Raw genomic sequence first — 19,443 nt, forward strand, 5'->3', positions numbered from 1 at the left:
GTTGTATCACGACTCGGGGATGCGGTGTGGGACGAATGCCGCACCGTCGTCGGTGACCAGGCCGCCGGTCTCCCGGATGCCCAGCCCCGCGGAGCTGTCGCCGACGATCCACGCGCCGAGCGCCGGCCGGTAACCGTCGAACTCGGGCAGCGGGTCGAACGCCTGGTAGACGAACCCTTCGGCGCCGTAGACGCCGTCGGTCTGGGTCTCGTAGCCGGTGGCGACGATCTGGACGTTCGCCCCCTCGCGGCCCAGTTTCGGCTTGCGGACGTACTCGGTGAGGATGCCGGGGTCGTCGGCGAACGCGGGCAGCAGGTTCGGGTGGCCCGGGTAGTTCTCCCACAGGACCGCCAGCAGCGTCTTGTTGGAGAGGATCATCTTCCAGAGCGGCTCGACCCACAGCGTCCGCGGCAGCGACTCGACGGCGTTGCGGCCGAACTCCTCGTCGACCAGCCACTCCCACGGGTACAGCTTCAGCACGGTCGCCATCTGCTGCTCTTCGAGGTCGACGAACCGCTTGAGCACCGGGTCCCAGCCGACCTCCTCGATCGCCAGGCCCACGGTGTCCAGGCCGGCCTCGGCCGCCGTCTCCTGCAGGTAGGCCGTGGTGACGTTGTCCTCGCCGGACGGGTCGGCCGCCGACCAGGTGAAGTGCAGCTCGTTGGACGGCAGTTTGTCCTGCAGGAACGCCCACCGCTCGACGAGCTTCTCGTGGATCGAGTTCCACTGGTCGTCGTCCGGGAAGACGTCGGTCTTCCAGTGCCACTGGAGCAGCGAGGCCTCCAGCAGCGTCGTCGGCGTGTCCGCGTTGTACTCGAGCAGCTTCGCCGGCGACTTGCCGTCGTAGCGCAGGTCGAACCGGCCGTAGACGTGCGGGTCCTGCCGCTTCCACGACTCCGCGATGTGCGGCCAGACCCACTCCGGGATGCCGAAGCGCTGGTAGCCCTCGGTCGTCACGACGTTGTCGACTGCCTCCAGGCACATCGAGTGCAGCAGTTCGACGTCGGCTTCGAGCGAGAGGACCTCGTCCATGTCGAAGACGTAGTGCACGGACTCGTCCCAGTACGGCCGCACCCGGCCGCTGCTGTCACGGGCCGGCGTGCCGTAGACGAGCCCCTGCTCCTCGACGATCCGCTGCCAGTCGCGCCGCGGCTCACGCCGGTCCCGGTACACCTACGATCCCCCACTCTTGCCGGTGCCGCCGGTGCTCCCGGTGCCGCCGCTCTTGCCGCTGATGCCGAAGCCGCCGCGCTGGACGGACTTGCCCGACTTGGTGTTGACGCTGGTCCGCGACGACGGCGCGTCGTAGGAACCACCCGACACGCGCTGGCCGATGGTGCCGGAGCCGCCGTAGTTGTACCGGTAGCTGTTGTAGCCGCCCCCGCCGATCGGCAGGAACAGGAAGCCACCGCTGGAGTACCCGCCGTGACTGGTCACGTACGTCTCGTCGCAGTTGTCGTCGCCCTGGACGATGCCGTTCGAGTCGGTGCAGACGGCGGTGACGTCACCGGCCGGCTTCGCGACCGCGTAGAACGTCGCGACCAGGCCGACGAGCCCGACCGTGACGCCGCTGCCGATGAGGATCTTGCGCCGGGTGGCCGCCTTGGCGTCCGCCTGACGGGCCAGTTCCTCGTCGCGTTCTTCCTGGGCGAGCGCCTGCTGACGGGCTCGCTGTTCGGCGAGCGAAGGCTCGCGCCGTTGCGTGCTGGAGTCCTGGAACCTCATGGAACCGCGCTTCGGCGGCTCCGGGGGCGGCTGGTCCCCAGTGTTGTTGTCCTGCGTCATATACGCTCCGTAATCACCGGCCACCACGAAACCGTGACCACCCTAACCACCCGGATCGCGCACGTCTCGCGCGACGCGGGCATCATGGACTGCGATGTCTTCCAGCGCCGATCGGTTCCCCTCCGCCTCGCAGACGCTGCGCACCCGCGTCGTGATGGGCGGGATCTTCGCGGGCGCGCTCATCGCGCTCGCCCTCAGTGTCGTCTTCTCGTGGGGCGGCGGCATCACAGGCGGCGTCGGCGGAGGTGCCGGCAAGCTGTCGGCGGCCGCCGAAGAAGCCTTCCATTCACCCCCAGGCAGCTGCCTGACCTGGGACAACCCGGATGCGAGCGACGCGCGCAAGGTCGCCTGCACCGAGCCGCACCTGTTCGAGGTGACCACGCTCGTCGACATCGGCGCCCAGTTCCCGGAGGGCGCGCCGACGCCGACGCTGGAGCAGTGGCAGCAGATCGCCCAGCAGAAGTGCACCGCCGACGTGAAGCCGTACCTCGGGCACAACCTCGATCCGTACGGAAAACTCACGACAAATCTCCTGCGCCCGACGGTGTCGCAGTGGGACGACGGCGACCGCCAGCTGCGCTGCGGCCTGCAGTGGGCGGGTCCGGCCGGCAAGCTGCTGCCGACGAAGGGCCCAGCGAAGGGGCAGGACCAGTCGCTGGCCTTCGAGCCCGGCACCTGCCTGGCGCTGCAGGGCAAGGGCGTCGGCGACCCGATCGACTGCGCCAAGCCGCACTCCTACGAGATCGTCGCGACCCTCGACCTCAAGTCGAAGTTCAAGGACGCCTACCCGTCGCAGGACGACCAGAAGAGCTGGCTCGACACCGAGTGCACCAAATCGGCGTCGGACTACACCGGCGGCGCCGACCTCGACGCCAAGCACCTGATCCTCAGCTGGGACCTGCGTGAGCAGGAGAGCTGGGACGCCGGCTCGACCAAGGTCAACTGCAAGGTGGCGGCGCTGCTGCCGGACAAGAGCGGCCTGCTGGCCGTGACCGGCAGCATCAAGGCCGCGCCGGCGGGCACCGACGGCGGCCAGCCGGGTGACGGCCCGCCCGCCGACGGCCCGCCTTCGGACGGTGGCGGCGGCCCGGCGACGTCGAGCTCCGCGCCGCCGACCTCGAAGCAGAACGGCTGATGCCCGTCGAGATGAGCCGGGAGCAGTTCGAAGAACTGGTCTCGGAGGCCCTGGACGAGGTGCCGCCGGAGTTCGCGAAGGCGATGGACAACGTCGTCGTGCTGGTCGAGGAGTTCAACGACGAGGCGCCGGACATCCTCGGGCTCTACCACGGGATCGCGCTGACCGAGCGGACGTCGTCGTACGGCGGGGTGCTGCCCGACCGGATCTCCATCTACCGGCAGCCGATCCTCTCGATGTGCGAGGACGAGGACGAGGTCGTCGAGGAGGTCCTCATCACCGTCGTGCACGAGCTGGGCCACCACTTCGGCATCGACGACGCCCGCCTCCACGAGCTCGGCTGGGGCTGACCCCGCACCTCGCTGGATGACGAATCGGACTCAGCCGGGGCCTGGACGCACCAGGATCGGTGAATGTGAGCTGAAATACCTCATCACCCAGGCGGTGGGAGGCGGATATGCGCACCATGGACACCGGCACCGACGCCGAGCCCGACTACGACGAGCCTGCGGCCGACTCCGGCGACGCCGGTGAGGCCGCGGCGCCCGTGCCGCAGTCGCGCCGGCTGCTGGTGCTCTGCGCCGTGGCCGGCTTCGTGCTCGGCGGCGGCGTGCTCGGCCTGCTCTGGAGCCTGTCCGGGGTGCACGCCGGCGCCCTCGACGACGCCCTCGCGGCGTGCCAGTCGCTCGACCGCGTCGGCGAGCTGCCCGACACGAGCCGGGACGCGCAGCCGTCGCTGACCCCCGGTCTCACGCCGGAGCGGCTCCACCGGATGACCGCCGCGCGCGAGCTCTCCGCGGCGGCGGCCCAGGTGAACGCCACCTACCAGCCGCTGGCCGACCACATCGACGGGGTCAGCCGGATGGTGCTCAGCCTGCACTTCAACGACATCTCCGGGCAGCGGCACCTGGTCCAGGCGCAGGAGATCTGCGGCCGCCTCTAGGCCGGGTGCACCGTCTTCACCGCGAGCTGGTTGCCCGGGATCTTGGTGCTCGCGCAGCCGGTGCCCGGCGCCGCCACGAAGTTCGACGCCGTCTCCTGCGGCAGGTAGATCCGCAGGCCCTTGACGTCGGTCGGCTGGCAGGTCGCGGAGTCGAAGTTCCGCACGTTGACGAACTGGATGTCGGCGACCGCGGACTGGCCCGGGTTGAGCTTGACGGCGTTGCCCTTGGTGCCCTCGCGGAAGGCGTCCTTGCCGACCTGGTGCCCGTCGGTGCCGCCGACGTAGGAGACGCCGGGGAAGCCCTGGATCTCACACGGCTTGCCGCTGGAGTTCGTGATGACCAGCGAGCGGTACAGCGAGCCAGCCCCGGCGTCACCCTGGCCGAGCGCGAGCTTGACGTCCCCGGACTTGCAGAGCCCGTTGTCCGCGGGCGCGGCGACCGGTGAGGACGACGCCGGCGCCGGGTTGCTGGTGCTCGGCGTCGCGGTGGGGGCCGTGGACGAGGTCGGGGACTCGGACGTCGACGGCGTGGACGTGCTCGCCGCCGGGGTGGTCCCGCCACCGCCGCAGGCGCTGAGCGCGAGTACGCCCGCGGAAGCCGCGACGACCGGCAGCAAGCGCGAAAGCTTCGTCCGAACCATTTCAATCGCCTCCCTGGTGTGGTGCTACTGGGTAGACGTACGGGCCAACGACAGGTTGGTCTCGTTGTTAATTCCCCACCGAAAGTGTCCTAAACGTGACAGCATCACACTTTCGTGACGGTCAGAGAGGCGTGTCGACCCAGGTCAGGCAGTGCCACTGCCCCTCGGGCCGCGCCTGCAGCTCGACGATGCCCGTGTTCGGGATCAGGGCCGCATTGGCGATGTCGGCGTGGACGTTCGGGGCCAGCCATTCGGCACTCAGCCGGATCGCGCCGCCGTGGCTGACCAGCGCGACCACCCCGTCCGGGTCGGCCTGCTCGTGCTTGGCGCGCAGCCCGCCCACGGCGTCGAGCATCCGTGTGCGCACGCTCGTGCCGCTCTCGCCGCCGGGCAGCGACGGCTCCAGCTCGCCGAGCGTCCACTTCCGCACGGTGTCCATGTAGACGCGGATCGACGCGTGGTCGGTGGCGCCCTCCAGGTCGCCGGCGACGACCTCGTGGACCCCGTCGACGACCTGCACGTCCAAGCCGAACCGCGCGGCCAGCGGCGCGGCGGTCTGCTGGGCCCGGGTCGCCTGCGACGCGTAGACGGCGACGACCGGCTCCCCCGACAGGCGGCCGGCGAGGTCCGCGGCCTGCGACAGCCCCAGTTCGGTGAGCGGCGGGCCGGGCAGCGCGGTGTCGAGCGCGCCGCGGACGTTCCCGTCGGTCTGGCCGTGGCGGATGAGCAGCAGCCTCACGCCAGGTCCCCCTTGCGGACGGCGTCGGCCCACACGGCCGCGTCCACGAAGTCGTCGTTGCCGGCACCCGGCTGGATCGTCGTGCGGGTGTCGTCGGCCCGCGGGTGCGAGCCGAGGAAGCGCAGGTTGCGGCAGTGCCGGCGCAGCGCCGTCAGCGCGTCGAGGATCCGCGGCTCGGCCACGTGCCCCTCGAAGTCGATGAAGAAGCGGTACTCGCCGAAGTTGTTGCGGGTCGGGCGGGCGTCGAGGCGGGTCAGGTTGATCCCGCGGTCGGCCAGCGCGGTGAGCAGCTCGGCCAGCGTGCCGGTGCGGTTCACCGCGGCGGCCACCACCGACGTCCGGTCGGCGCCGGTCGGCTCCGGCAGGTCGCCCGGCGGGCGGACCAGCAGGAACCGGGTCGCCGCGTCGGTGACGTCGGCGACCTCGGTGGCCAGCACTTCGAGGGCGTAGTGCCGGGTGGCGACGGGCGCGCAGACCGCGGCGTCGAAGTCGCCCTGGAGCACACCGACCGCGGCTGCCGCCGTCGAGGACGACGCCACCGGCTTCGCGCCGGGCAGGTTCGCCTCCAGCCAGTCGCGGACCTGGGCGAGCGCGTGCGGGTGGCTCGCTACGGTCCGGATCTCGCGGTCACCCGGCCGGGTGAGCACGCTGAAGTGCACCGGCAGGATCGCTTCGGCGACGGCGACCAGCGGCGTCGACTCGCTGAGCGCGTCGAGCGTCGTGGGGACGACACCCTCGACGGAGTTCTCGATGGGGACGCACGCGGCGTCCGCCTCGCCGTTGCGGACGGCCGTCATCGCCAGCCGGACGGTCTCGACGGGAATCAGTTCTTCGCCGCCGGCGAGGATCCGCGCGGCCTGTTCGGTGAAGGTCCCCTGGGGGCCGAAGTATGCGATCCGTGACACAACACCCAGGTTACGGGGCCCGGGCGTGGCGACTTTCACTCGGACAGCCGGTACCGGCACCGGTTACGCCGGGTGGCATTTTTTGCGATGCTAGGAGCGTGACCGCCGACTCGGGCACGCACACCGGCCGTGAGGGCACCCACCCGCCGGTCTCCCCTCGCTCCCCGGAGCTGGTGCTGTGCGCCGTCGATGAACCACTCGCCACCGCCTGGACCACCGCCACGAAATCACTGGCCGGCCGGGTCCGGGTGCACCGCGGGTCGGTCCTCGACGTCGTCGCCCAGGCCGTGGTCAGCCCGGCCAACTCCTACGGCTGGATGCGCGGCGGCATCGACGCCGTCTACGCGCGGGCGTTCCCCGGCGTGGAACAGCACGTCCGCAGCGCCGTACTGGCGTTTCACGGCGGTGAGCTGCCGATCGGCGAGGCCGTGATCGTCGCGACGGGCGAGGCCGAGCCGGCGTGGCTGATCAGCGCGCCGACCATGCGGGAGCCCGGCGAGCTGCTGCCGCCCGACACCGTGCACCCCTACCTCGCGGCGCGCGCGGTGTTCCTGAAGTGGCGGGACGGCGAGCTCGACCACGGCCCGGTCCGCGAGTCCGTCGAGACGATCGCGATGCCCGGGCTCGGCACCGGCATCGGCGGGGTGGACCCCGCGACGTGCGCCCGCCAGGTCGCGGCGGCGTGGGACGACGTCTTCGGAAATCGTCACCCGCGGTGATCACCCCAAGATAGGGGGTGGACTACATCACAGCGCGTTCACCGGCCGTAAGCCCTACCGTTAATCGAGCAGGTGAACGTCCGCCAGTGCAGGCGACGGCCGGAGGAGTGTGCGATGACCCGGGTCCGCGAACTCAGCCCCTATGTCGAGCTGCACCGGGAACAGTGGAAAGAACTGCGAAGTTCGACGCCGTTGCCGCTGACGGCGGACGAGCTGCTGCGCTTGCGCGGCCTCGGCGAGCAGGTCGACCTGGCCGAGGTGGCCGACGTCTACCTCCCGCTGTCCCGCCTGATCAACCTCCAGGTCGCCGCACGTCAGCGGCTCTACGAAGCGACCACGACGTTCCTCGGTGACGACTCCCGCGGCACGAAGGTCCCGTACGTCATCGGCATCGCCGGGAGCGTGGCGGTCGGCAAGTCGACCACGGCCCGCGTCCTGCGCACGCTGCTCGCCCGCTGGCCGGACCACCCGCGCGTCGACCTCGTCACCACCGACGGGTTCCTCTACCCGGGCGCCGAGCTGCAGCGCCGCGGGATCATGCACCGCAAGGGCTTCCCGGAGAGCTACGACCGCCGCGCGCTGCTGCGGTTCGTCACCGAGGTCAAGTCGGGTGCCGAGCGCGTCGCCGCGCCGGTGTACTCGCACCTGGCCTACGACATCCTGCCCGGCGAGGAGCAGGTCGTGCAGCAGCCGGACATCCTCATCCTCGAGGGCCTGAACGTGCTGCAGCCCGGCCCGCGGCTGATGGTGTCGGACCTGTTCGACTTCTCGATCTACGTCGACGCCCACACCGACGACATCCAGCGCTGGTACGTCGAGCGGTTCCTGAAGCTGCGGCACACGGCGTTCGCCGACCCGGCGTCGCACTTCCACCACTTCGCCGGCCTGCCCGACGACGAGGCCCGCGCCGAGGCGCGGCACCTGTGGCGCTCCATCAACGAGCCCAACCTGATGGAGAACATCAAGCCGACCCGCCCCCGGGCGACGCTGGTGCTGCGCAAGGACGCCGACCACACGATCAACCGCGTCCGGTTGCGCAAACTCTGACACCGTCACCCCGTTCGTTCACCCACATGTCGTCTTTTCCACTGTGGGCGAACGGCCGAGCACGCGTTGTCGCTCTCGGCGCTCGTTTCTCGGCCGATCGGCCGAGGCGGGGCGTCCAGGCGTAACCGGTTGGCCGATACCGGAGGCCCGTTCCGGAAGCGACCCTGAAGGAGTCAGGAAAACGGCTCTGAGCTGGGGAGGAGGCCCGCGATGTTCACGATGATCCTCACGTGGGTCGGTGCGGTGCTCGGTCTGGCCCTGTTGATCGCGATGGCCGCCGGAACGTTCGTCGTCGACTTCGACGACCGGTTGCAGGAGCGCCGCCGGAAGACTGTGACCTCCGGGGCTACGCCCCGGGCCGGGGGCTTCGCCACCCGGACCCCCCAAAATCTCAGGTAGCCGTCGAACCGGCGGGCCCCATCCGCTGAGTCAGCCCAGTTCGGCCAGCGCTTCCAGGTAACCGTCGGCGTCGTATTCGAGCTCTTCCGATTCGAGCAGCGTGCCCGCCAGCGCGTCGATCAGCTGGTCGAAGATCTCCACGCGGTCCAGCTCGCCCTCCTGCAGGCGCTGCACGGCCTGCCAGGCTTCGGCGGGCTCGTCCTCCCACAGCTGGTCGACGACGGTGGCGCGCAGCACCAGCCGCTCTTCTTCCTCGTCCTCGTCCGCCTCGGCGATGACGAGCGCGCGGCGCTGCTCGGGGTCGCCCGGGTCGAGGTCGACCTCCTCGTCGCCGATCTCCGCCGTCAGCGACGGGACGGCGAACATCCGGCGTTCCAGCGCGTCGGCCAGCTCGGACGGCGACAGGTCGCCGACGTCGCCGAAGTAGCGCTCCAGCGGGGAGTCGTCTTCGTCGTTGTACTCGCCCAGGTACTCGGCGACGGCTTCTTCGAGGGCCGCGGTCGCCGTCTCGGTCAGGCCCTCCCGCTCGGCCGCCCACTGCGCCCAGGCCAGCACCACCGGCTCGACGGCGTCCTCGTGGTCGGCGTCGAGCTCGTACTCCTCGCCCAGCAGGCCCTCGAGGAACCGCGCGAGCTTCTCCGGGCCGACCCGCAGCGGGTTCGCCGGGTCGGTGCGCAGGCCGTGCTCCAGCAGCAGGCCGCCGATCGCGCGCGCCGAGTCGGCTTCCTCACCGCTCGCGACGACGAACTGCTCGACGACGGCCGCCCGCTCGTCGGCGGACCACTCGGACACCTCGGGCACGAGCGACGGCTCCGGCAGGGCGCGGCACCAGGTGAGCGCGACGGCGTGGAAGCGCGCGTAGTCCTCGCTGACGTCGGCCTCGTCGAGGTGGTCGGTCGCGTCGAGGCCGTCGGCGATCATGCGGTGCGCGTCGGCGGGGCCGACGGCCTCCAGCACGACCAGCTCCAGGTCGGCTTCGGCCTGGTCCCGCATCTCCTTGAGGACCTCGCCGGGCTGGTCGATCACCACGAGGTCGCGCACCCGGCCGCCCTCGGTGAAGTCCAGCAGCGCGAGCAGGCCGTGCACCTGGTCGCCGTGGGCGAAGACGATCAGCAGCGACGACTCGTCGCCGTAGACGTCACCGGTGCGCCAGCACTCGCCCGCGGTGACCCGGCCCAGGCCGCCGGCCCACGGCGGCGCGGGGATGCCGCGGCCGAGGACGGTCTCCAGGCCGGCGTCGGCGGCCTTGCGCTCGACGTCGGTCTCCGCGACGACGGCCAGCGCGGCCAGCAGCGCGGCCGCGCCCGGCGTGATCTTGCGCTGCGCAAAGGCGATCAGCTCCAGGCCGAGCGGCTCTTCGCCGTCTTCGACCGGCACGTCGTGGAATTGCCCGAGCACCTCGGAGGCGAGCAGTTCGACGTCCACCGCCGCCGGGTCGGCGCCCAGCGCCGAAAAGTCGTTCAGGACGTCCTTGAACAGACCGGTCACGCTGTGCGTGACGGGTTGGGGGGCCTTCTTGCGGGCGCGACTCACCGGGCTCATGTTCTTATGTTTTCATCGGGCCGGCGAGCAGGTCGCGGTGGCCCTGGCGCGGGTCCCGCCGGCTGCTCGACGGGGAGGCGCCGAGCCGGACGGCGGAACAGGGCCACCGCGACATCACTGGCCAGAAGCGGTGTGACCGCCTTGGCGGGCTCGATGCCGGATGCACGTGCAAACCGGTTCAGCCGGTCAACGAGCCGCGCGCGGGGAGGTTACGGCTTTCGGCAACGCGATGCGCGCGGTGCGGATTTCCGTGATCAGCCGGGTTTTCCGCTTGTGGGTTTCCGCCAGTACGGCGAGGTAAGCGGTGAATTCGTCCGGTGTCCCGGCGCGCTTGTGCAAGGTGCGCAACAGCTTCAGGCGGCGGGCGGCCTCCTGGTAGGCCTGGGGGTCCTTCCGCTCGATCAGCTCGTCGACCTCTTCGCGGAACACCGGGATCGTCTCGGCCGGGTGCTCGGTCGCCCGCAGCTCGGCCAGCTCCCGCGTGACCTGCGGCGACGCCCCGAACCGGACGCAGGCACGCCAGGCCTCGTCGGCGCGTCCGTCGTCCAGCAGGAGCCGGGCCAGCTCGTCGGCGTGCTCGACACCTTCGGCGGCCAGCTCGCGCAGGCGGGCCAGCGCGGCCCGGCGCTGGACCGGCCACTTGCCCGCGTCCGTCGCGGCTTCGCGCAGGGCGGCGTAGGTCTCGCGGCCCGGTTGCGCGTCGAACTCCTTGCGGCGCCGCGCAAGGTCGTCGTCCTCTGCGGGCGGCTGTGACGGTTGTGGCGCTGGGATGTTCTTGTGCGGCGTGAGCGCGCGGGCGGCGTGCGCGATGGCCTCGCTGTGGCGTCCCGCGGCCCGCAGCACGCGCACAATCTTGAGGCTGACCTCGCGCCGCGGCGGCTTGGCCGACAGGATCGCGACCAGCCCGTCGACGTCGCCGAGCACCTCGGCCAGCTGCTCCTGCAGCCGCTCGGCCACGTCCCGGCGGTGGCCGGGCCCGCTCGCGGCGAGCACGTCGTCCACAGTGGACTTGATCCGGCGCAGGCCGGATTCGCCCAGCGGCGCGGCGAACTCGGCGAGGTCGATGGCCGGGCGGCCGGGGCCGTCGAACTCGACCTCGAGGATCCAGTCGGCCAGCTTCTCCGGGTCCGGCGGCCGGGCGGCGCACGCGCGGGCGTACAGCTCGGCGGCGCGGTCCAGGCGTTCACCGAGGTCACCGGGGTGGTCGCCGGCCTGCTCGTACATCTCGCCGATGTCGTCGACCGTGCGGCGGGCCAGCGGCGCCAGGTCGGCGCGGCTGCCGACGTCGAGCATCCGCTGCAGCGTGTCGAGGACCGCGCCGACCTTCGCGGTGTATTCGACGTTCCCGTCGGTCACCGCGGTGTCCAGGAGCCGGTGCGCCTCGCTGACGTCACCGGATTGGGTGGCGGCGCGCAGTTCGAGCGAATGTCGTAGCTCAGGGTCGCGCTCGGCTTGGGCGTGCAACAGGTCCGCCAGCGTCTCCGCGTCCAAAGTGCGCAGGTAGGGGCGAAGATCCGAGTGGGGACTCACGCGCACCAGTCTGCCCGACGGTGCCGTCGCGGCGTGTGGGCCAACCGCGTGCTCTTTTCGGAGCAATACATGACTCTCCGTGATGTCGTCATCGGCGTCGCAAGTCCTCGAACACGGCTTTTTTCGGCCACGGCTCCGGCGCACGCGGCTCCGGTGACCGTGTGTGCCGGGGTCGTGGGATGGCCGTCCGGACCGTCGGCACCATGATCGGCACGACCGGCACCGGCACCCGCGCCACCAGCCGTCGCACGACGACCAGCAGGAGGACGGCGGAGAGCAGGATCGCCGTGCTCGCGGCGAGCGCGCCGGCGAGGGTGCGGCGGCCGTCGTCGAGGGTCAGCTGGACGGCGTACTGGCTCTGGCGGCTGTAGAGCACGCCGAGCTGCTGCGAGACGGTGTACGCGGCGCTGCGCCACGTGGATTCGGGGATGGGCAACGGTTCTCCGGCGACGAGCGCGTCCTCGACCGCGGCCAGCTGACTCCATTCGGCGCTGCGGGTGATCGACTCGTAGGCCTCCCGCCCGGTCTCGGTGAGCTGCCCGGAGACCTGCGCCAGCTGGGCCCGGTAGGCGGCCACGGCGGTGGTGAACGACCGCCGGGTCACGCTGTCCAGGCCGGCCAGCGCGAGGGAGTCGGCGCGGTACATGCCTTCCGCCACGCAGAGCAGGTCGACCGCGGTGGTCTGCTGGTAGGCGGATTCGGCGTCCGGCGCGCGGCGCGCGTAGTCGCGCAGGCCGGCGATCGTGGTGTCGATCCGCTGGGTGAAAATCGCGTACGCCGAAGCCCGGTGGTCGGGTGTCGCCATGGCCTCGCCCCGCTGCGCCTGCAACGAGACCACCGCGCGGGCCGTCCGGTCCGCCGCGGCCGCCGTCTCCGTCGCCTGCTCACGCGTCCGATCCGCTTGGTGGATCAGGAAAGCCGCGATCACGAGCGCGACGACGACAAGCGCGACCCCGGGGACGAACGCGATGCCCAGCATGCGTCCGCGCACGGATCGCAGGTACTTCAAGACGTTCCTTTCCCAGCACCTGGCCCCGCAAGCATCCCGACGACGGTCAACCTATTGAGTGAGAGATTCACCGGTCAACGCCAGTCCGCCATACGGCCGTTAGCGGTCCGTGACGACCGGGGAGAATCGGCCGCGTGACCTTCGACGACGTGACCCAGCGGCTGCGCGGCTTCGCGGCCGCCCGCTCCTGGGAGCCTTTCCACACCCCGAAGAACCTCGTGATGGCGCTGTCCGGCGAGGTCGGCGAGCTGACCTCGCTGTTCCAGTGGCTGACCCCCGAGGAGTCCGACGCGTGGCGCGCGGATCCGGCCCTGGAAGCGAACGTGCTGGACGAGATCGCCGACGTCACGCTGTACCTGCTCCAGCTGGCGGACCGCCTCGGCGTCGACCTCGCCGAAGCGGCGCACGCGAAGATCGACCGCAACGAAGTGCGCTTCCCGCCGCCCGCCTAACCCCAGAAGATGCCGTCGGGGTTGCGGTCGATCTCGGCCAGCAACGCCGGCGGCGTACTGGCGACGGGCGCGTCCGGATAGGTCAGCCACTGCCCGTCCCGATCCGCCCGGCGCACCGACCAGATCCCGTACTCGTCGAGGTGCAGCTGAGCGATCTTCTGCTCGGTCCACTCGGGCCCACGGCACTCCACGATCGTGACGGTCCGCCCCCGCGTCCGGCACTCGACCCGGACCTGACCCAGGACCCGCTGGGCACACCACCGTTCGATCTGCCGCAGCGCGAGTTCCGGAATCGCCGTCATGCCCCCAGTGAACCCGATCCGGGTTCAGAGCAGGGCGACAACCTCGTCATAAGTCGTGGATCCGCTCGACCACCGCGGTACCCCCGCGCCCCTGCACGACGACGTCGACACCCGCGTTCGTCCCACCGGCCACCCGCGCGGAAGTCCTCGATGTCGACAACGCGGGTGGCGAGCTGCGGCATGACGACGTCGTGCCCGGTCCGCAGGTGCGTCTCGGCCATGGCGGCGGTGAGCAGCTGCGCGGCCTTGAAGGTCTGGAAGAAGGTGTCCCGCCACCCGCCGATCAGGCAGACGACCCGATCGGTGTCGAGGTTCAGCACCCCGGGATGCCGTTCGGCGTAGGAAGCCGCGATGGTCGACTTCCCGATCCCGGTGGGCCCGTTCAAGTGGATCAGTTTCGGCACCGCACCGAGGCTACCGAGCAGCCGGCTCGGCCAGCCACCAGCCGCCGAGCAGCGCTCCGACCCCGAGCACGGCGACCACGATCCCGCCCGCCAAGGCCGCGCCGCCGAACATCGAGATGACGTTGATGAACATCAGCAGCAGCCCGACTCCCATCAGGATCCGCCCGCCGACGAGCTTCCTCGGCGCGGCCGCGGCCGGCCGGACCACCGGCGGCGCCTCGAAGCCGAGCGCGACCGGCGCCTCCCGGAGCCCGAGCACGACCGCGTCCAGTTCGGTGGCTCGCCCCAGCCGCGGCTCGTTCGCCGGGACCGTCGAGTCGGCCACGAGGTGCGTGACGCTTCCGGTCAGCTTCTTCGCCAGCTGGACGCCTTCCTCGAGCACGCGGGCCCGCAGCCGGTCCGCGGCGGCCGTCGTGCCGAGCACCAGGACCCGGGTCGGCTTCCGCCCCTCGGCCGGTCCGAAGCCGCCGAGGTCGACGCCGAGCGCGGTGGCCACCTGACGCAGTTCCCGCGCTTCCGCCGCCGTCACGACGCCGTCCCGTTCCGCGATCGCGCGCACCGCCGCCACGAACCGCTCGTGCGTCGCGCGCACCCGGGCCTCGTCCCACCCCGCTTCGGCCGCGAGCGCGGCCAAGGCCGCCACCTCGGGCAGCGAGAGGTGCTGGTCGGCGACGACGCCCGCGAGCAGGTCCAAGTACGCGTCCTCGCCAGCGACCCGGTCGACGGCCTCGGCCATCCACCCCGGTTCGCTCGCCGGGACGTCGACGCGCGGGCGCAACGGCCCCTCGGCGAACGTGGCCAGCGCGGGCAGCGCCGGCGCGGCGGCGAACGTGAAGCCGTGCCGTCCGAAGAGGCTGGTCGCCAGCCGCGCGACCGTGCGCGCGCCGCTCAGCGCCGGCTGCCCCGGCCTCGGCACCCCGAAGGCGCCGGCGACCGTGGCGAGCCGGAAGTTGGGCAGCCGGACGGCGGACCGCGCGGCGGCCAGCACGTCCACGCCCGGCAGCACCGGCGCGCGGGCGCCGAGCCGCGCGGCCTCGCTGCTCAGGAAGGCCGTGAGGACCGGCAGGTCGTGCGCCACGACGACACTGCCGCGGCAGAGGTTCAGCAACGACCCCAGCACCGCCCCGAACGACGGCGCGCCGTCCAGCTCCTCCCGCGTGATGCCGTGCAGGACGACCGGGCCGGGCGGCACCCCGGGCCCCGGGTCCACGAGGGTCGTCAATTCACCGATCACCACGCCGTCGGCGCGGACGCGCACGGCGGCCAGTTCGACGATCCGGCCCGGGCGCAGGCCGGTCGTCCGGATCTCCAGGGCGGTGAATTCGATGCCCTGCGCGGGGTAGCCGCCGGCCCCGAGCAGCGGGAGGGATTCGATCACGTCCGCCAGGTCGTTTCCCCACCGGCGTTTGTGACGCATTTTCGCGGCGGAAACGATGTTCGTGACGTGATCGTGACGGTGACATTCCGCCGGATAACGACTGGTGGTCGATCACGGCCCACCGCGTAACAACGGCGGGAGATTTCCCGAGTACACCGTCGGCACGTCGCGTTCGAGGAACGAGGGAAACCGGCATGAAGCGCCTACCGAATTGGCTGAAGATCGTCCTGGCCGCTTTCGGCGTCCTGTTCGTGCTCGGCGCCGTCTTCGGGAAGGCGCCCGAGCCGAAGCTCGCGGCCGCCACACCGCCGAGCACGGTTCCCACCAGCACGACCAGCGCGACGCCGACCCCGACGCCGGTCGCCGTGACCTACACGATCGGGACCGTCACGGACGGCGCGAACGTTGTGGTGAACGGCAGTGACGGCACCCGGAAAACGGTCCGCGTGCTCGGCGTCGTCGCCCCCGTCACGACGACCGGTTGTTACGCGGTCGAATCGCTGGCCTGGGCCACGTCGACCCTTTACGGGAAAACCGTCCAGCTCGGCGCGGAAACGGTGGACGGCGTCGCCGTGACACTGGCCGGCGGGCAGGATTACGCGGCTCTCGCCATCCAAAACGGTTATCTCAAGTACGCGACTAGTGCCGCGGCCCCGGCGCTCGCCGCCGCCGAAACCACGGCACGGCAGGCCGTCAGCGGCCTGTGGGCGCCGCCGTGCAACGGCGCCATCGACGTCCCGGCGCCGACCCCGACACCCACGCCGCAGCCGCCCGCGCCGGCGACCAAGGCCGCGCCCCCGAAGCCGGCACCTGTGGAAACCAACGAGGAAGCACCGGCCCCGGAACAGGATTCCGCCGCGTACTACAAGAACTGCAGCGCGGCCAAGGCCGCCGGCGCCGCGCCGCTGCACCGCGGCGAGCCCGGGTACCGGGCGGCGCTCGACCGCGACGGCGACGGCGTCGCCTGCGAACGGTGATCTAGCCTGGGCCGATGACCACCGCCGACGGACTGCTCAGCCGGCTCGCGGGCCTCGACCGGCAGGGCCTGGCGACGGTGCTGGCCCACCGGCCGGACGTGCTCGAGGAGCCGTGGCCGCGGCGGCTGGACGTCGTCGCCACGCGGCTGGCGTCGGCCGCCTCGGTGAACGCGGCCCTGCTCGGGTTGACGACGCCGCACGCGCAGGTGCTGCGGGCCCTCCAGCTGTGTCACGCGCTGGGGTTGCGGCCGACGCCGGTCGCCGAGGTCTGCCGGCTGCTCGGCGCGGAACCCGACGTCGTCGAGTCCTTTGTGGACGATCTCGAAGAACGGGTGCTGGCCTGGCGCGAGCCCGGCGGCGTCACGCTGCCGGAACTGCTGCACACGAGGAACTTCCGCCCCGACGGCCTCGGCCAGCCGGCCGCGGACCTGCTCGGCGAGCTCGGCACGACGCGGCTCGCGCAGCTGTCACGGGCCGTCGGGTTGCCGGCCGACGGACGGCGAGCGGAGCTGCTGCTCGGGCTCGTGCGGTTCTTCCGGGACGCCGACGGCCTGCGCGAGCTCGCCGGCACCGCGCCGGAACCGGTGCGGAAACTGTTGCGGGACATGGCCGAGGGCGTTCCCGAGATCAACGCCGTGACACCGCTGCCGGGCACCCCGGAGGCCTGGGCGTTCGAACACGGGCTCCTGTTCGGGACGTACTACGGCAGCGCCGCGATGGCCGTCGAGGTGTCGCTGGCCCTGCGCGGGCCGGAGCACCAGCTGTCGTTCACGCCGTCGGAGCCCGAATGCCCGCGAACGCACGTGGGCACCGAATCGGCCGAAGCCTCGTCGTCGGCCGCCGCGCTGCGGCTGCTCGACCGCGTCTCGGCGATCCTCGAACTCGCCGCCGCGGAGCCGTTTCCGCTGCTCAAGGACGGCACGATCGGGTCGCGGCTGATCAAGAAGGTGGCCAAGGACACCGGTGGCACCGCCGAAGAGATCGAGCTGGCCATCGACCTCGCCGTGCAGACGGGGCTGTTGCTGGTCCAGGAACCCGACCCGCCGCGGCGCGGCCAGAAGGCGGCCCCGCCCACACTCGAGCCGGATCCGGATGTCGTCCGCCCCGCACCCGCGTTGCTGCACCGCCTGCTGCTGACGACCTGGTGGGAGCCCGTGCGTCCGGACACCGACACGCAGGTGCGGCAGTTGGTCGTCCGGCTGCTGGCGCGGCTCGAGCCGGGCACCGGGATCACCGGCGCGGACGCGGTGACGGAGCTGGCCACGTGGCACGCGCCGATGCTGGTGACCGACGAATTCGCCGGACAGGTGGCCGTCGCGCTCGTCGAAGGCGAGCTGATGGGCGTCTTCGCGCACGGCGCCGTCACGGCCGCCGGGCGCGCCTTGCTCGCCCCGGAAAAGCTGGTGGAAGTCACCGAAGAGCTGGTTTCGCGCGCCCGCACGACGGCGTTGTTCGGCACCGACTTGACCGCGATCGTCCCCGGCTCCCCCGACGCGCGGCTCGCGACGCTGCTGGACCGCGCCGCCGACCGCGAGACCCAGGGCACGGCGACCAGCTGGCGGTTCTCGCCCTCGACCGTCCGGCGGGCCTTCGACCAGGGCGTGACCGCCGCCGAGCTGCTCGGCGAGCTGGGCGGGATCGCCTCCGGCGAGCTGCCGCAACCGCTGGTGTACCTGGTGAACGACGTCGCGCGGCGCCACGGCGAGGCGCAGGTGCTGGACGTCGCGAGCGTCGTCGTCGGCGAACCGGCCGTGCTCACCGAGCTCGCCGCGCACCGCAAGCTCGCGAAACTCGGCCTGCGTGCGGTGGCGCCGACCGTTCTTACGTCCACTGTGGACGCTTCCGGCACGCTCGATGCGTTGCGTGACGCCGGTTACGCGCCGACCCACCACACCGGCGACGGGAGCATCGTGCTGCCGTCCCGTGAGCAGGCCGAGCCGAAGGTCACCATCGGCGATCCGCCGGAGGCCACCGACCGGCCGTTCGACCCGCTGGACCACGCGGACCGGCTGCTGGCGGCCCCGCCGACCGGCCCGAACCTGCAACGCGGGCAGCTCGCGCGGGCGATGAGCGACCGCTACGCGGGGCGGCTCACGCCGAAGCAGCAGCAGCTCTGCTGGCAGCTCGAAGCCGGGATCCCGGTGGACGTCGTCTACCGGGCGGACGGTGCCGAGCCCGCGCACCTGGTCGTCGCGTACCCGGAGCTGGACGGCGCCGTGCTCGACGTCTGGTCGCTGGAAGACCACGGGTACCGCAGGCTCGAGCTGGCGCGCATCGACCTGGCTTAGGCCTCGACGGCGGTGAGCTTCGCGAAGGCCACGACGTTGTCGAGGTAGTTCCCGCTGGACCGGTCGAACGCGCCGCCGCAGGTGATGAGCCGCAGCTCGGGCTCCGCGGTGTCGCCGTACACCTCGTCCGTGGGGAAATCGGCCTTGGCGTAGCGGTCGACGCGGTAGACGGTGAAGACCGCCGTCCGGCCGTCGGAGCGGCCGACCCGGACCTGCTCGCCGGAACGCAGGTCCTTGAGCTTCGTGAACGCGCCAGGCACGTGCTTGTAGTCGACGTGCGCGGCCAGCACCGCCGGCCCGACCTCGCCGGGCGAGGGCGCGCCGGTGAACCAGCCGACGGTCGTCGCGTCGGGCGGGACCTCCAGCTCACCGCCCGGGGTGAGCCCGAGGTCGGCGATCGACTCCGCGCGCACCCCGATCGCCGGGATGGTCAGGGACGCCGGTTTCGCCGCCGGGAGCCCGCCGTGCGGCGGGGTGGTCGTGGTGCCGGCGCTCCCCGCGGCGTTCGTGAAGGAGGTGGACGGCGGCGGCGGCGCGACCTCGTTCGTCTCATGCGGCGAGAAGGCCAGGACGAGTGCCACGACCACGACCACGCCGAGCGCGGCGGCGACCGCCGCGATCGCCGGCCACAGCGGTGGGTGCGGCCGCCTCAACTCGCGCGCCGGCGCAGGTAGAGCACCATGCCACCGGACGTCGCCGCGGCGAGCACCGCACCGCTGAGCACGAGGAAGCCGGGGGCGCCCTGGTCGGGCTCGCCACCGCCGGTGGCGACGCCACCGACCGGCTTGACCTTGACCTGGCCACCCGTCGTGGCCTTCTTGGTGGTCGTCGACTTCGGGGCGGTGTGGGTCTTCGTCGACGTCGACGGCTGGTGGGCCGTCGTCGGCGTCGTGGTGTTCTGGACCGGGCGGTGCGGCAGGGTCTCGCAGGCGATGCCGTCCTTGTCGGAGTCCAGGTTGTTGGGGTCACCCGGCGTCGCGTCGAGGACTGCCTGCGCCTCCTCCTGGTACTGGAAGTTCCCGCAGTCGACGTCGCCGACCGCGAGGGGCGTCGCGAGCTGCGCGGAGGCGAGGGAGACGGGGCCGAGGAGAGCGAGCCCGGCGACGGCTGCGGCCGTCGTCAGGGCACGACGAAATAAGGACAACGGAAGTCCTTCCGGGGAAGAATCGGAGGCGAACACGGCACTGGCGCCGCGATGTGTGGTTAATATCGCGGCGCCGCCAGTGCTGTTACGGACGTTTCCGAAAA

The 19,443-nt window shown here is 71.7% G+C and carries 22 protein-coding genes; 9 read left to right on the top strand and 13 right to left on the bottom strand.

Features of this window, described 5'->3' with window-relative positions; translation table 11 throughout:
• Positions 1 to 6 precede the first annotated feature (6 nt).
• Entirely contained in the window at positions 7 to 1,173 is a 1,167-nt protein-coding gene (locus ACIOD2_RS20245; protein ID WP_400539974.1) for a glutathionylspermidine synthase family protein, read from the bottom strand.
• The gene (locus ACIOD2_RS20250) at positions 1,174 to 1,785 is read right to left on the bottom strand and encodes a hypothetical protein (RefSeq protein WP_400539976.1); all 612 of its coding nucleotides are present in this window, start codon (positions 1,783 to 1,785) and stop codon (positions 1,174 to 1,176) included.
• 94 nt (positions 1,786 to 1,879) lie between these two features.
• Between ACIOD2_RS20250 and ACIOD2_RS20255 the strand changes: the two genes are divergently transcribed.
• The 3 genes from ACIOD2_RS20255 to ACIOD2_RS20265 all read left to right on the top strand — a co-directional run bounded on the left by ACIOD2_RS20255 (position 1,880) and on the right by ACIOD2_RS20265 (position 3,863).
• Positions 1,880 to 2,920: a septum formation family protein gene (locus ACIOD2_RS20255; RefSeq protein ID WP_400539978.1), complete on the top strand. Its 1,041-nt coding sequence runs from the start codon at positions 1,880 to 1,882 to the stop codon at positions 2,918 to 2,920.
• Entirely contained in the window at positions 2,920 to 3,270 is a 351-nt protein-coding gene (locus ACIOD2_RS20260; RefSeq protein ID WP_400539980.1) for a metallopeptidase family protein, read from the top strand. Before ACIOD2_RS20255 ends, ACIOD2_RS20260 begins: the two co-directional genes overlap by 1 nt.
• A 107-nt stretch (positions 3,271 to 3,377) precedes the next feature.
• Positions 3,378 to 3,863 carry a hypothetical protein gene (locus ACIOD2_RS20265; protein ID WP_400539982.1) on the top strand — a complete coding sequence of 162 codons (486 nt, stop codon included), beginning with the start codon at positions 3,378 to 3,380 and terminating at the stop codon, positions 3,861 to 3,863.
• Here ACIOD2_RS20265 and ACIOD2_RS20270 read toward each other — a convergent pair.
• The 3 genes from ACIOD2_RS20270 to pheA form a co-directional block, all read right to left on the bottom strand.
• On the bottom strand, positions 3,860 to 4,504 hold the full coding sequence (locus ACIOD2_RS20270; RefSeq protein WP_400539984.1) for a DUF4232 domain-containing protein: 645 nt from the start codon (positions 4,502 to 4,504) through the stop codon (positions 3,860 to 3,862). The two genes, ACIOD2_RS20265 and ACIOD2_RS20270, sit on opposite strands and share 4 nt — an antisense overlap.
• Before the next feature lie 121 nt (positions 4,505 to 4,625).
• A complete protein-coding gene (locus ACIOD2_RS20275; RefSeq protein WP_400539986.1) occupies positions 4,626 to 5,243 on the bottom strand; it encodes a histidine phosphatase family protein in 618 nt (205 codons plus the stop codon).
• Positions 5,240 to 6,148 (bottom strand): prephenate dehydratase, encoded by a 909-nt coding sequence (gene pheA, locus ACIOD2_RS20280; protein WP_400539988.1) that lies wholly within the window; start codon positions 6,146 to 6,148, stop codon positions 5,240 to 5,242. The genes ACIOD2_RS20275 and pheA overlap by 4 nt, the downstream gene beginning before the upstream one ends.
• Before the next feature lie 98 nt (positions 6,149 to 6,246).
• Here pheA and ACIOD2_RS20285 point away from each other — a divergent pair, with 98 nt between their 5' ends.
• From ACIOD2_RS20285 to ACIOD2_RS20295, 3 genes are all read left to right on the top strand, one after another.
• Positions 6,247 to 6,867 carry a macro domain-containing protein gene (locus ACIOD2_RS20285; RefSeq protein WP_400539990.1) on the top strand — a complete coding sequence of 207 codons (621 nt, stop codon included), beginning with the start codon at positions 6,247 to 6,249 and terminating at the stop codon, positions 6,865 to 6,867.
• Between the two features lie 114 nt (positions 6,868 to 6,981).
• Positions 6,982 to 7,914: a type I pantothenate kinase gene (gene coaA / locus ACIOD2_RS20290; RefSeq protein ID WP_400539992.1), complete on the top strand. Its 933-nt coding sequence runs from the start codon at positions 6,982 to 6,984 to the stop codon at positions 7,912 to 7,914.
• Positions 7,915 to 8,124: 210 nt separating this feature from the next.
• Positions 8,125 to 8,313: a hypothetical protein gene (locus tag ACIOD2_RS20295; protein WP_400539994.1), complete on the top strand. Its 189-nt coding sequence runs from the start codon at positions 8,125 to 8,127 to the stop codon at positions 8,311 to 8,313.
• A gap of 30 nt (positions 8,314 to 8,343) precedes the next feature.
• Here ACIOD2_RS20295 and ACIOD2_RS20300 read toward each other — a convergent pair whose 3' ends face one another.
• The 3 genes from ACIOD2_RS20300 to ACIOD2_RS20310 form a co-directional block, all read right to left on the bottom strand.
• Complete coding sequence (locus ACIOD2_RS20300) at positions 8,344 to 9,855, bottom strand: hypothetical protein (protein WP_400539996.1); 1,512 nt, start codon at positions 9,853 to 9,855, stop codon at positions 8,344 to 8,346.
• Positions 9,856 to 10,041: 186 nt separating this feature from the next.
• Positions 10,042 to 11,385 (bottom strand): hypothetical protein, encoded by a 1,344-nt coding sequence (locus ACIOD2_RS20305; RefSeq protein ID WP_400539998.1) that lies wholly within the window; start codon positions 11,383 to 11,385, stop codon positions 10,042 to 10,044.
• A gap of 88 nt (positions 11,386 to 11,473) precedes the next feature.
• Positions 11,474 to 12,394 (bottom strand): nitrate- and nitrite sensing domain-containing protein, encoded by a 921-nt coding sequence (locus ACIOD2_RS20310; RefSeq protein ID WP_400540000.1) that lies wholly within the window; start codon positions 12,392 to 12,394, stop codon positions 11,474 to 11,476.
• Positions 12,395 to 12,528: 134 nt separating this feature from the next.
• On the opposite strand from ACIOD2_RS20310, the gene ACIOD2_RS20315 reads away from it, so the two are divergent.
• A complete protein-coding gene (locus tag ACIOD2_RS20315) occupies positions 12,529 to 12,846 on the top strand; it encodes a nucleotide pyrophosphohydrolase (protein WP_400540002.1) in 318 nt (105 codons plus the stop codon).
• Here the strand turns inward: ACIOD2_RS20315 and ACIOD2_RS20320 are convergent.
• From ACIOD2_RS20320 to ACIOD2_RS20330, 3 genes are read right to left on the bottom strand one after another with little or no spacing between them, the layout of a single operon-like run.
• Entirely contained in the window at positions 12,843 to 13,148 is a 306-nt protein-coding gene (locus ACIOD2_RS20320) for a DUF3024 domain-containing protein (protein ID WP_400540004.1), read from the bottom strand. The two genes, ACIOD2_RS20315 and ACIOD2_RS20320, sit on opposite strands and share 4 nt — an antisense overlap.
• Entirely contained in the window at positions 13,145 to 13,552 is a 408-nt protein-coding gene (locus tag ACIOD2_RS20325) for a hypothetical protein (protein ID WP_400540005.1), read from the bottom strand. The genes ACIOD2_RS20320 and ACIOD2_RS20325 overlap by 4 nt, the downstream gene beginning before the upstream one ends.
• A gap of 10 nt (positions 13,553 to 13,562) precedes the next feature.
• Positions 13,563 to 14,930 (bottom strand): PolC-type DNA polymerase III, encoded by a 1,368-nt coding sequence (locus ACIOD2_RS20330; RefSeq protein ID WP_400540007.1) that lies wholly within the window; start codon positions 14,928 to 14,930, stop codon positions 13,563 to 13,565.
• Positions 14,931 to 15,124: 194 nt separating this feature from the next.
• On the opposite strand from ACIOD2_RS20330, the gene ACIOD2_RS20335 reads away from it, so the two are divergent.
• Both ACIOD2_RS20335 and ACIOD2_RS20340 read left to right on the top strand, forming a co-directional pair.
• Positions 15,125 to 15,907 carry a thermonuclease family protein gene (locus ACIOD2_RS20335; protein ID WP_400540009.1) on the top strand — a complete coding sequence of 261 codons (783 nt, stop codon included), beginning with the start codon at positions 15,125 to 15,127 and terminating at the stop codon, positions 15,905 to 15,907.
• Positions 15,908 to 15,921: 14 nt separating this feature from the next.
• Positions 15,922 to 18,195, top strand: coding sequence for a helicase-associated domain-containing protein (locus ACIOD2_RS20340; protein ID WP_400540011.1), 2,274 nt, complete (start codon positions 15,922 to 15,924; stop codon positions 18,193 to 18,195).
• Here ACIOD2_RS20340 and ACIOD2_RS20345 read toward each other — a convergent pair.
• Entirely contained in the window at positions 18,192 to 18,848 is a 657-nt protein-coding gene (locus ACIOD2_RS20345) for a class F sortase (RefSeq protein ID WP_400540013.1), read from the bottom strand. The genes ACIOD2_RS20340 and ACIOD2_RS20345 overlap by 4 nt on opposite strands.
• The gene (locus tag ACIOD2_RS20350; protein WP_400540015.1) at positions 18,845 to 19,339 is read right to left on the bottom strand and encodes an excalibur calcium-binding domain-containing protein; all 495 of its coding nucleotides are present in this window, start codon (positions 19,337 to 19,339) and stop codon (positions 18,845 to 18,847) included. The genes ACIOD2_RS20345 and ACIOD2_RS20350 overlap by 4 nt, the downstream gene beginning before the upstream one ends.
• Positions 19,340 to 19,443 lie beyond the last annotated feature (104 nt).

Origin of the sequence: Amycolatopsis sp. NPDC088138 (genome assembly GCF_044741685.1) — a bacterium.
GTDB lineage: Bacteria > Actinomycetota > Actinomycetes > Mycobacteriales > Pseudonocardiaceae > Amycolatopsis.

What these genes read in the sequence shown, in the direction of transcription:
- ACIOD2_RS20250 (WP_400539976.1), bottom strand. Translation starts at nt 1,785, where the DNA reads ATGACGCAGGACAACAACACTGGGGACCAGCCGCCCCCGGAGCCGCCG.
- ACIOD2_RS20255 (WP_400539978.1), top strand. Translation starts at nt 1,880, where the DNA reads ATGTCTTCCAGCGCCGATCGGTTCCCCTCCGCCTCGCAGACGCTGCGC.
- ACIOD2_RS20260 (WP_400539980.1), top strand. Translation starts at nt 2,920, where the DNA reads ATGCCCGTCGAGATGAGCCGGGAGCAGTTCGAAGAACTGGTCTCGGAG.
- ACIOD2_RS20265 (WP_400539982.1), top strand. Translation starts at nt 3,378, where the DNA reads ATGCGCACCATGGACACCGGCACCGACGCCGAGCCCGACTACGACGAG.
- ACIOD2_RS20270 (WP_400539984.1), bottom strand. Translation starts at nt 4,504, where the DNA reads ATGGTTCGGACGAAGCTTTCGCGCTTGCTGCCGGTCGTCGCGGCTTCC.
- coaA (WP_400539992.1), top strand. Translation starts at nt 6,982, where the DNA reads ATGACCCGGGTCCGCGAACTCAGCCCCTATGTCGAGCTGCACCGGGAA.
- ACIOD2_RS20295 (WP_400539994.1), top strand. Translation starts at nt 8,125, where the DNA reads ATGTTCACGATGATCCTCACGTGGGTCGGTGCGGTGCTCGGTCTGGCC.
- ACIOD2_RS20300 (WP_400539996.1), bottom strand. Translation starts at nt 9,855, where the DNA reads ATGAGCCCGGTGAGTCGCGCCCGCAAGAAGGCCCCCCAACCCGTCACG.
- ACIOD2_RS20320 (WP_400540004.1), bottom strand. Translation starts at nt 13,148, where the DNA reads ATGACGGCGATTCCGGAACTCGCGCTGCGGCAGATCGAACGGTGGTGT.
- ACIOD2_RS20335 (WP_400540009.1), top strand. Translation starts at nt 15,125, where the DNA reads ATGAAGCGCCTACCGAATTGGCTGAAGATCGTCCTGGCCGCTTTCGGC.
- ACIOD2_RS20340 (WP_400540011.1), top strand. Translation starts at nt 15,922, where the DNA reads ATGACCACCGCCGACGGACTGCTCAGCCGGCTCGCGGGCCTCGACCGG.